The 7,303-nt window shown below is 70.3% G+C and carries 7 protein-coding genes; 4 read left to right on the top strand and 3 right to left on the bottom strand.

Annotated features, from left to right (window positions below; genetic code table 11):
• The coding region (gene aceE, locus AB7U92_RS18010; RefSeq protein ID WP_428579990.1) for a pyruvate dehydrogenase (acetyl-transferring), homodimeric type at positions 1-2,176 on the bottom strand (2,176 nt) is incomplete at its 3' end.
• A 118-nt stretch (positions 2,177-2,294) separates the two neighbouring features.
• On the opposite strand from aceE, the gene AB7U92_RS18005 reads away from it, so the two are divergent.
• Entirely contained in the window at positions 2,295-2,762 is a 468-nt protein-coding gene (locus AB7U92_RS18005) for an Lrp/AsnC family transcriptional regulator (protein ID WP_428579987.1), read from the top strand.
• Between the two features lie 12 nt (positions 2,763-2,774).
• Here AB7U92_RS18005 and AB7U92_RS18000 read toward each other — a convergent pair whose 3' ends face one another.
• Positions 2,775-3,689, bottom strand: coding sequence for a LysR substrate-binding domain-containing protein (locus AB7U92_RS18000; RefSeq protein ID WP_428579985.1), 915 nt, complete (start codon positions 3,687-3,689; stop codon positions 2,775-2,777).
• A gap of 126 nt (positions 3,690-3,815) precedes the next feature.
• On the opposite strand from AB7U92_RS18000, the gene AB7U92_RS17995 reads away from it, so the two are divergent.
• The 3 genes from AB7U92_RS17995 to AB7U92_RS17985 all read left to right on the top strand — a co-directional run bounded on the left by AB7U92_RS17995 (position 3,816) and on the right by AB7U92_RS17985 (position 6,595).
• Complete coding sequence (locus tag AB7U92_RS17995) at positions 3,816-4,904, top strand: tartrate dehydrogenase (protein ID WP_428579983.1); 1,089 nt, start codon at positions 3,816-3,818, stop codon at positions 4,902-4,904.
• 52 nt (positions 4,905-4,956) lie between these two features.
• Entirely contained in the window at positions 4,957-5,952 is a 996-nt protein-coding gene (locus tag AB7U92_RS17990; RefSeq protein WP_428579980.1) for a Bug family tripartite tricarboxylate transporter substrate binding protein, read from the top strand.
• Between the two features lie 127 nt (positions 5,953-6,079).
• Positions 6,080-6,595 (top strand): PAS domain-containing protein, encoded by a 516-nt coding sequence (locus AB7U92_RS17985; RefSeq protein ID WP_428579977.1) that lies wholly within the window; start codon positions 6,080-6,082, stop codon positions 6,593-6,595.
• On the opposite strand, the gene AB7U92_RS17980 is transcribed toward AB7U92_RS17985, so the two are convergent.
• Positions 6,592-7,203, bottom strand: a complete 612-nt coding sequence (locus tag AB7U92_RS17980; RefSeq protein WP_428579974.1) for a LysE family translocator — start codon at positions 7,201-7,203, stop codon at positions 6,592-6,594. The two genes, AB7U92_RS17985 and AB7U92_RS17980, sit on opposite strands and share 4 nt — an antisense overlap.
• Positions 7,204-7,303 lie beyond the last annotated feature (100 nt).

Genomic DNA, 7,303 nt, shown 5'->3' with positions numbered 1-7,303 from the left:
GGCCCTTGACGATGTCGCGCTCCACGCCGGCCGGCAGCGAGGGCTGGGCGTAGTTCTCGTTCATCAGGGTGACGTAGTAGAAGACGTCTTCCTGCCGCTCCATCATCTGGCGCATGCCGTGGTCGAGGATGACCGCGAACTCGCCCGCGAAGCAGGGGTCGTAGGCGCGGCAGTTGGGCACCGCCGCAGCTTGCAGCAGGCTGGAGCCGTCCTGGTGCTGCAGGCCTTCGCCACCCAGCGTGGTGCGCCCGGCGGTGGCGCCGAGCAGGAAGCCGCGCGAGCGCTGGTCGGCCGCGGCCCAGATCAGGTCGCCGATGCGCTGGAAGCCGAACATCGAGTAGTAGATGTAGAAGGGCAGCATGGCCTGGCCGTGCACCGAGTAGCTGGTGGCCGCCGCCGTCCAGCTGCTGATCGCGCCGGCTTCGCTGATGCCCTCCTCGAGGATCTGCCCGTCGGTGGCCTCGCGGTAGCTGAGCACCGAGCCGATGTCCTCCGGCTCGTAGGTCTGCCCATTGAAGGAGTAGATGCCGACCTGCTTGAACAGGTTGGCCATGCCGAAGGTGCGCGCCTCGTCGGCGACGATGGGCACCACGCGGGGTCCGAGCTGCGCGTCCTTCAGCAGCGCGGTGAGCATGCGCACGAACGCCATCGTGGTGCTCATCTCCTTGCCGTCCGCATTGAGCGCGAACTCGCCGTAGCGCGCCAGCGGCGGCACCGCCACCGGTGCGGCCGCGCTGCGCCGCGCCGGCACGAAGCCGCCCAGCACCTCGCGGCGCGCGCGCAGGTAGCGCATCTCGGGGCTGTCGTCGGCGGGCTTGTAGAACGTGAGCGACTCGGCCTGCTCGTCGGTGAGCGGCAGGTCGAAGCGGTTGCGGAAGCCGATCAGGTCCTCGCGCTCGAGCTTCTTCTGCTGGTGCGTGGTCATGCGGCCCTGGCCGGCCTCGCCCATGCCGTAGCCCTTCTTGGTCTGCGCGAGGATCACCGTCGGCCGGCCGCGCGTGAGCGTGGCGGCGTGGTAGGCGGCGAAGATCTTCACCAGGTCGTGGCCGCCGCGCTTCAAGCGGTCGATCTGCTCGTCGGTCAGGCCCTGGGCCAGCGCGGCCAGCGCCGGATCCTGGCCGAAGAAGTGCTCGCGGTTGTAGCGGCCGTCCTTGGCGGCGAAGGTCTGGAACTGGCCGTCCACCGTGCTGGCGAAGGCGCGCGCCAGCGCACCCTCGGTGTCGCGCGCGAACAGGCCGTCCCAGTCGGAGCCCCACACCAGCTTGATGACACGCCAGCCGGCGCCGGCGAACAGCGTCTCCAGTTCGTCGATGATGCGGCCGTTGCCGCGCACCGGGCCGTCGAGCCGCTGGAGGTTGCAGTTCACCACCCAGATCAGGTTGTCGAGCTTCTCCCGCGCGGCCAGCGTCAGCGCGCTCATGCTCTCCGGCTCGTCCATCTCGCCGTCGCCGAATACGCCCCAGACGCGCCGCGCGGAGGTGTCGAGCAGGCCGCGGTGCTGCAGGTAGCGCATGAAGCGGGCCTGGTAGATCGAGCTGATCGGCCCCAGGCCCATCGAGCCGGTAGGGAACTGCCAGAAGTCCGGCATCAGCCAGGGGTGCGGATAGCTCGACAGGCCCTTGATGCCGTGCCGCCGGGCGGTGATCTCCTGGCGGTAGTGGGCGAGGTCGTCTTCGCTCAGCCGGCCTTCGAGGAAGGCGCGAGCATAGACGCCCGGCGCGCTGTGCGGCTGGTAGAAGACCAGGTCGCCCCCGCCCTGGCCCTCGCCACGGAAGAAGTGGTTGAATCCGACCTCGAACAGGTCGGCTGCGCTGGCGTAGCTGGCGATGTGCCCGCCGAGTTCGCCATGCGCCTGGTTGGCGCGCACCACCATCGCCAGCGCATTCCAGCGCATCAGCGAGGCCAGGCGCTCCTCGACGGCCAGGTCGCCCGGGAAGGCCGGCTGGCGCGAGGCCGGGATGGTGTTGACGTAGGGCGTGCCCAGCGCCGGCTGCCAGCCCACTTCCGGCGCGCGCGCGGCAGCCGCGAGCATGTCCATGATCTCGCGCACGCGCTGCGGGCCGGCTGCCTGCAGCAGCGAGGCCAGCGCATCGCGCCACTCGGTGGTCTCGGCCGGGTCGCTGTCGGTGAAGGGCGCGGCCTGCGCGAGCCGGGGCTGGATGGAAGGGTCGCTCATCGGAGTCTCCTGGAGCGTTGCACTGTAGGCACGTCCCACCGGCATGGGTGACCGAAGGCGCTGCCGGGATCATGGTCTTGCAGCATGATGTGCCGCTGATCAATCACTCGACAGCACGATGAACCTCGACGCCATCGATCTGCGCATCCTGCGCGAACTGCAGGCCGACGCCAGCCTGTCCAACGTCGAGCTGGCGCGGCGCGTCGGCCTGTCGCCCTCGCCCTGCCTCGCGCGCGTGAAGGCGATGGAAGCCGGCGGCCTGATCCGCCAGTACGTGGCGCTGCTCGACGCGCAGCGGCTCGGCCTGCACCTGAACGTGTTCATCTCGATCAGCCTGAAGCAGCAGACGCGCGCCGCGCTCGAATCCTTCGAGGCCAAGATCGCCGCGCGCGACGAGGTGATGGAGTGCTACCTGATGACGGGCGATGCCGACTATCTGATCCGCGTGGCCGTGCCCGACATGGCCGCGCTGGAGCGCTTCATCCTCGAGCAGCTCTCGCCGATGAAGGAAGTGGAGAAGATCCGCTCCAGCTTCGCGCTCAAGCAGGTGCGCTACAAGACGGCGCTGCCGCTGGGGCGGCGCTGAGGCGCGGGCGCATCAGCCCTTCGGCGCCAGCGTCTGCGCGGCGAAGTCGACCAAGGCGCGCACCCGCACCGCCATCTGGTGCCGCTGCGGGTAGACGGCGTAGATGTCGGCGTCCGGCGTGTCGTACTGCGGCAGCACCTGCACCAGGCGGCCGTTACGCAGGTAGCGCTCGATGTCCCACTCGGCGCGCATCAGGATGCCGTGGCCGTCGAGCGCCCAGTTGACCGCGATCTCGCCGTCGTTGGTGGTGAGGTTGCCGCGGATCTTCACCGTCTCGGTGGCGGCATGGCGGCCGCGGCCGCTGGCCAGCCGCCACACGCCGTAGGCCTCCTCGCCCTGGCGGATGCCGATGCAGTTGTGGCGCACGAGGTCGCGCGGGGTTCGCGGCATGCCCCGGCGCGCGAGGTAGGCCGGCGAGGCGCACAGCAGCCGCCGGTTCGGCGCGAGGCGGCGTGCGATCACCCGTGCATCGGGCGGCGCGCCGAAGCGGATGCAGACGTCGAAGGCGTCGTCGGCCAGCGGCGGCGGGTTGACCGACAGCTGCAGCTGCACCTCCACCTGCGGATGCCTGCGGACGAAACGCGAGATCAGCGGCGCCACGTGGCTGCGCCCGAAACCCAGCGTGGCATTGACGCGCAGCAGCCCGGTGGGCTCGGCCTTGGCGGCGCCGAGCAGCTGCTCCATCTCGTCGATCTGGCCGAGGATGCGGCGCGCCTGCTCGAGGTACAGCTCGCCCTCGGGCGTGAGACTCATGCGCCGCGTGGTGCGGTTGACCAGCGGCGCGGCCAGGCGCGACTCCATCAGCGCCAGGTGCTTGCTGACCGCCGGCGTGGTCACGCCGAGCTCGCGCGCGGCGGCGCTGAGGCTGCCGGCGCCGGCGAGCACGGAGAAGAAGCGCAGGTCGGCGGGCTGGATCGAATGGGCCATAAATGCTCCTGATCGGCAGGATCGTTGACTTCAGGTTAACAGCGCTTTGCGTCCTGCGGCGTCCGCCGCCGCTCGGCGCCGTCACCATTCGGACCGGATCAACAGCCCGAGGAACGGAGCCCGCCCATGAAGACCTATCGCATCGCCACCATCCCCGGCGACGGCATCGGCAAGGAGGTCGTGCCGGCCGGCCGGCGCGTGATGGAGGCGCTGGTGGCCTCGGGCAGCGGCTTCCGCTTCGAGTTCGACGACTTCGACTGGGGCGGCGACCACTACCGCCGCCACGGCGTGATGATGCCGGCCGACGGGCTGGACGCGATCCGCCACCACGATGCGATCCTGTTCGGATCGGCCGGCGACCCGCACATCCCCGACCACGTCACGCTGTGGGGCCTGCGGCTGAAGATCTGCCAGGGCTTCGACCAGTACGCCAACGTGCGGCCGACGCGCATCCTGCCGGGCATCGACGCGCCGCTCAAGCGCTGCGGCCCGGGCGACCTGAACTGGGTGATCGTGCGCGAGAACTCCGAGGGCGAGTACGCCGGCGTCGGCGGCCGCGTGCACCAGGGCCATCCGATCGAAGCCGCCACCGACGTCTCGATGATGACCCGCGCCGGCGTGGAGCGCATCATGCGATTCGCCTTCGAACTCGCCCGCTCGCGTCCGCGCAGGCTGCTGACGGTGGTGACCAAGAGCAACGCGCAGCGCCACGCGATGGTCATGTGGGACGAGATCGCGACCCAGATCGCAGCCGAGTACCCGGAGGTGCGCTGGGACAAGGAGCTGGTCGATGCGATGACCGCGCGCATGGTCAACCGGCCGGCCACGATCGACACCGTGGTCGCCACCAACCTGCACGCCGACATCCTCTCCGACCTGGCGGCCGCGCTGGCCGGCAGCTTGGGGCTGGCGCCGACGGGCAACATCGACCCGCAGCGCCGCTACCCCTCGATGTTCGAACCCATCCACGGCTCGGCCTTCGACATCATGGGCCAGGGACTGGCCAACCCGATCGGCACCTTCTGGTCGGTGGTGATGCTGCTCGAGCACCTCGGCGAAGTCGAGGCGGCGGCGCGCGTCATGCAGGCGATCGAGCAGGTCACGGCCGATCCGTCGCTGCACACCCGCGATCTGGGCGGCCGCGCCACCACCGAGCAGGTCACCGATGCGGTGTGCGCTCGGGTGGCGGGCACGCCGCTGCGCCGGGTGGCCTGAACCCGCACACAACCGGCGGCCGCTCGGACCGCCACCACTCCAGGAGACACGCATGAAGACCCACGAAGCCCACCTCGGCGGGCTGCGCACCCTCGCGCTCGCCTTCTCGATGCCGCTGCTGACGCTGGCCGCCGGCGCCGCGCAGGCCCAGGCCTGGCCCTCGAAGCCGGTCACGCTGGTCGTGCCCTTCCCGGCCGGCGGCACCACCGACGTGCTGGCACGCGCGCTGGCCGAGAAGCTGCAGCCCGCGCTCGGCCAGACGGTGATCGTCGAGAGCAAGCCGGGCGCGGGTGCCACGCTGGGCGCCGACCATGTCGCGAAGTCGAAGGCGGACGGCTACACGCTGCTGGTCGGCGCGGTGCACCACACCATCGCCACCAGCGTCTACCGCAAGCTGCCCTACGACTTCCAGAAGGATCTTGCACCGATCACCGTGATCGCCCAGGTACCCAACGTGCTGGTGGTCAATGCGTCCACGCCGGCGAAGAGCGTGGCCGAGCTGGTCACGATGCTCAAGGCCAAACCGGGGCAGTACACCTACGGCTCCAACGGCAACGGCACGGCGCAGCACCTGATCGGCACGCACTTCCAGAACCTCACCGGCGCGGAGCTGGTGCACGTTCCCTACAAGGGCAGCGGCCCGCTGGCCACCGACCTGCTCGGAGGCCAGATCACGATGTCGTTCGACACCGTGACACCGGTGCTGCCGCACATCAAGGCGGGCAAGCTGCGTCCGCTGGCTGTCACCACGGCCAGGCGCTCGGCAGCGCTGCCCGACGTGCCCACGCTGGAAGAGGCCGGGCTCAAGGGCTTCGACATCGGCACCTGGTTCGGCGTGCTGGCGCCGGCAGGCACGCCGAAGGAAGTGGTCACGCGCCTGAACACCGAGATGGTCAAGGTGATCCAGTCGCCGGAGTTCCGCCAGCGCATGGCCGAGATCGGCGCCGAGCCCATCGGCAACAGCGCCGACGAGATGGCTCGCCAGGTGCGCGAGCAGACGGAGAAGTTCGCGCGCCTGGTCAGGGACGCGAAGGTCGTCATCGATTGATCGATCCGCCATGCGAGCGGCGCGGACAAGTGCGGCAAACGCCACACCCGCCGCGGTGCACACACGCAGGGCGGTGCTGCAGTGCGGCAAGAATGGCGGAACCTCGAAAGACGCATCGCACTGACCCATGCCGCGCCCCACACCCGAAGAACACCGCTGGCTGCAGGCGCTGGAGCTTGCGCAGTTCGGCGTGTGGGACCTCGACCCCCGGCTGGAGACTGTGCAGTACTCGCCGCCCTGGAAAGCCCGATTCGGCTTTGCGGGCATCGCCGCGGCCGACAGCACCTGGTTCTGGCGCTGCCGCGTGCACCCCGATGATTTCGACGGCATGCTGGGCTCGCTGCGGCGCCACCTCGACGGCCATGCCGACCGCTACGCGATGCACTTCCGGCTGCGCAGCAACGGCGCGGGCTACCGCACCGTGCTCTCGCGCGGCCGCGTGGTCTCGCGCGACGCCAGCGGCCTGGCCACGCGCGTGGTCGGCACGATGATCGACCTGACCACCCGCCCCATGCCGCCTCACCGCAGGCCGCTCGTCGCGGGCGGCGCGCGTGATGCATCCGCGCTGCAGCAGGCACTGCCGATCGAGCAGGTCGACGACCTGCTCGACATCGCGCTGCGCGAGTCGGCGGCTTCCGCCTAGGCGCGCAGCGGCAGCGCCGCGCCGATCGCCACGAAGACACCGCCGCAGGCCTGGTTGAAGCGCTTGCCCACGCGCTGCAACCAGGGCCGGATGCGGTGCGCGGTGCTGGCGATCACGAACTCCGTCACCACCTCGATGCCGGCAAACGTGCCGGCCATGATGACGAACTGCAGCCACAGGCTGCGCGCCGGGTCGATGAACTGCGGCAGGAAGGCGGCGAAGAAGAGAATGCCCTTGGGGTTGGTGGCCGCCGACAGCAGCCCCTGGCGGAACAGCGACCCGCCGCCGCGTACGCTGCCCGTCGCCTGCAGTTCCACGCCGATCGGCGGCGAGCGCCACACCTGCACGCCGAGCCAGACGAGGTAGGCACCGCCCAACCACTTCAGCACCGTCAACCAGACCAGCGAGGTCTGCAGCAGCGCGCCGATGCCGAACATCGACAGCGCGATCACGGCGACGAAGCCCACGGAGCCGCCGAAGATCGTCCACAGCGTCTTGCGCCGGCCGTGCAGCGCGCCATGGGTGAGCGCGAGCAGGCCGTTGGGGCCGGGCGAGAGCGACAGGCCGATCGCGGCCACGAGATAGATGAGCCAGGTGTCGAGTGCCATGGCGCGATGCTAGCCGGCCGCATACTGCACGGCACGATGAGTTCGACCGACATGCTTCCGCCACTGCGCTGGGCCGTGGTCGGCCCCGGGGCCATCGCCC

It is taken from the genome of Piscinibacter sp., assembly GCF_050175855.1.
In the GTDB taxonomy this organism is placed as follows: domain Bacteria; phylum Pseudomonadota; class Gammaproteobacteria; order Burkholderiales; family Burkholderiaceae_C; genus Piscinibacter.
This window is presented reverse-complemented; position numbering and strand designations above follow the sequence as displayed.

Excerpts from the sequence above, each read along its gene's own strand:
- AB7U92_RS17985 (WP_428579977.1), top strand. The coding sequence starts at position 6,080 with ATGCCGCGCCCCACACCCGAAGAACACCGCTGGCTGCAGGCGCTGGAG.
- AB7U92_RS18005 (WP_428579987.1), top strand. The coding sequence starts at position 2,295 with ATGAACCTCGACGCCATCGATCTGCGCATCCTGCGCGAACTGCAGGCC.
- AB7U92_RS17980 (WP_428579974.1), bottom strand. The coding sequence starts at position 7,203 with ATGGCACTCGACACCTGGCTCATCTATCTCGTGGCCGCGATCGGCCTG.
- AB7U92_RS17995 (WP_428579983.1), top strand. The coding sequence starts at position 3,816 with ATGAAGACCTATCGCATCGCCACCATCCCCGGCGACGGCATCGGCAAG.
- AB7U92_RS17990 (WP_428579980.1), top strand. The coding sequence starts at position 4,957 with ATGAAGACCCACGAAGCCCACCTCGGCGGGCTGCGCACCCTCGCGCTC.
- AB7U92_RS18000 (WP_428579985.1), bottom strand. The coding sequence starts at position 3,689 with ATGGCCCATTCGATCCAGCCCGCCGACCTGCGCTTCTTCTCCGTGCTC.